Origin of the sequence: Paraclostridium dentum, from assembly GCF_012922555.1 — a bacterium.
Taxonomy (GTDB): domain Bacteria; phylum Bacillota; class Clostridia; order Peptostreptococcales; family Peptostreptococcaceae; genus Paraclostridium; species Paraclostridium dentum.
The window spans coordinates 1-569 of the sequence record NZ_WIPK01000093.1 but is presented as its reverse complement, the minus strand read 5'-3'; the positions used below and the strand labels follow the sequence as shown (position 1 = coordinate 569).

General features: G+C 58.0%; 1 protein-coding gene. It reads left to right on the top strand.

Translation table 11 applies throughout. The features are described from left to right. A partial coding sequence (gene psbO, locus GFJ41_RS21020) for a photosystem II manganese-stabilizing polypeptide (protein ID WP_206001604.1) occupies window positions 1–528 on the top strand: 528 nt, incomplete at its 5' end. Window positions 529–569: the final 41 nt, after the last annotated feature.

Sequence of the window (569 nt, the reverse complement as noted above, 5' to 3'; positions counted from 1 at the left end):
TTCCAGAAGACCAAGCTCATGACCCGCCTCACCTACACCCTCGACGAGATCGAGGGCCCCTTCGAGGTCTCCCCCGACGGCACCCTCAAGTTCGAGGAGAAGGATGGCATCGACTACGCCGCCGTCACCGTCCAGCTCCCCGGAGGCGAGCGGGTCCCCTTCCTCTTCACCATCAAGAACCTCGTCGCCTCCGGGAAGCCTGAGGGCTTCAGCGGGGAGTTCCTCGTGCCCTCTTACCGGGGATCCTCCTTCCTCGACCCAAAGGGCAGAGGCGGGTCCACCGGGTACGACAACGCGGTGGCTCTCCCCGCTGGAGGCCGCGGAGACGAGGAGGAGCTGGAGAAGGAGAACAACAAGAACGTGGCGTCGTTGACGGGGAACATAACGTTGAGCGTGACGTCGAGCAAGCCGGAGACGGGGGAGGTGATCGGAGTGTTCGAGAGCATTCAGCCTTCTGATACTGATTTGGGATCCAAGGCTCCTAAGGATGTTAAGATACAGGGTGTTTGGTATGCGCAGCTTGAGTAGTTAATTAACTATTTACTATTTTTAATTTTTTTTCCTTCGAG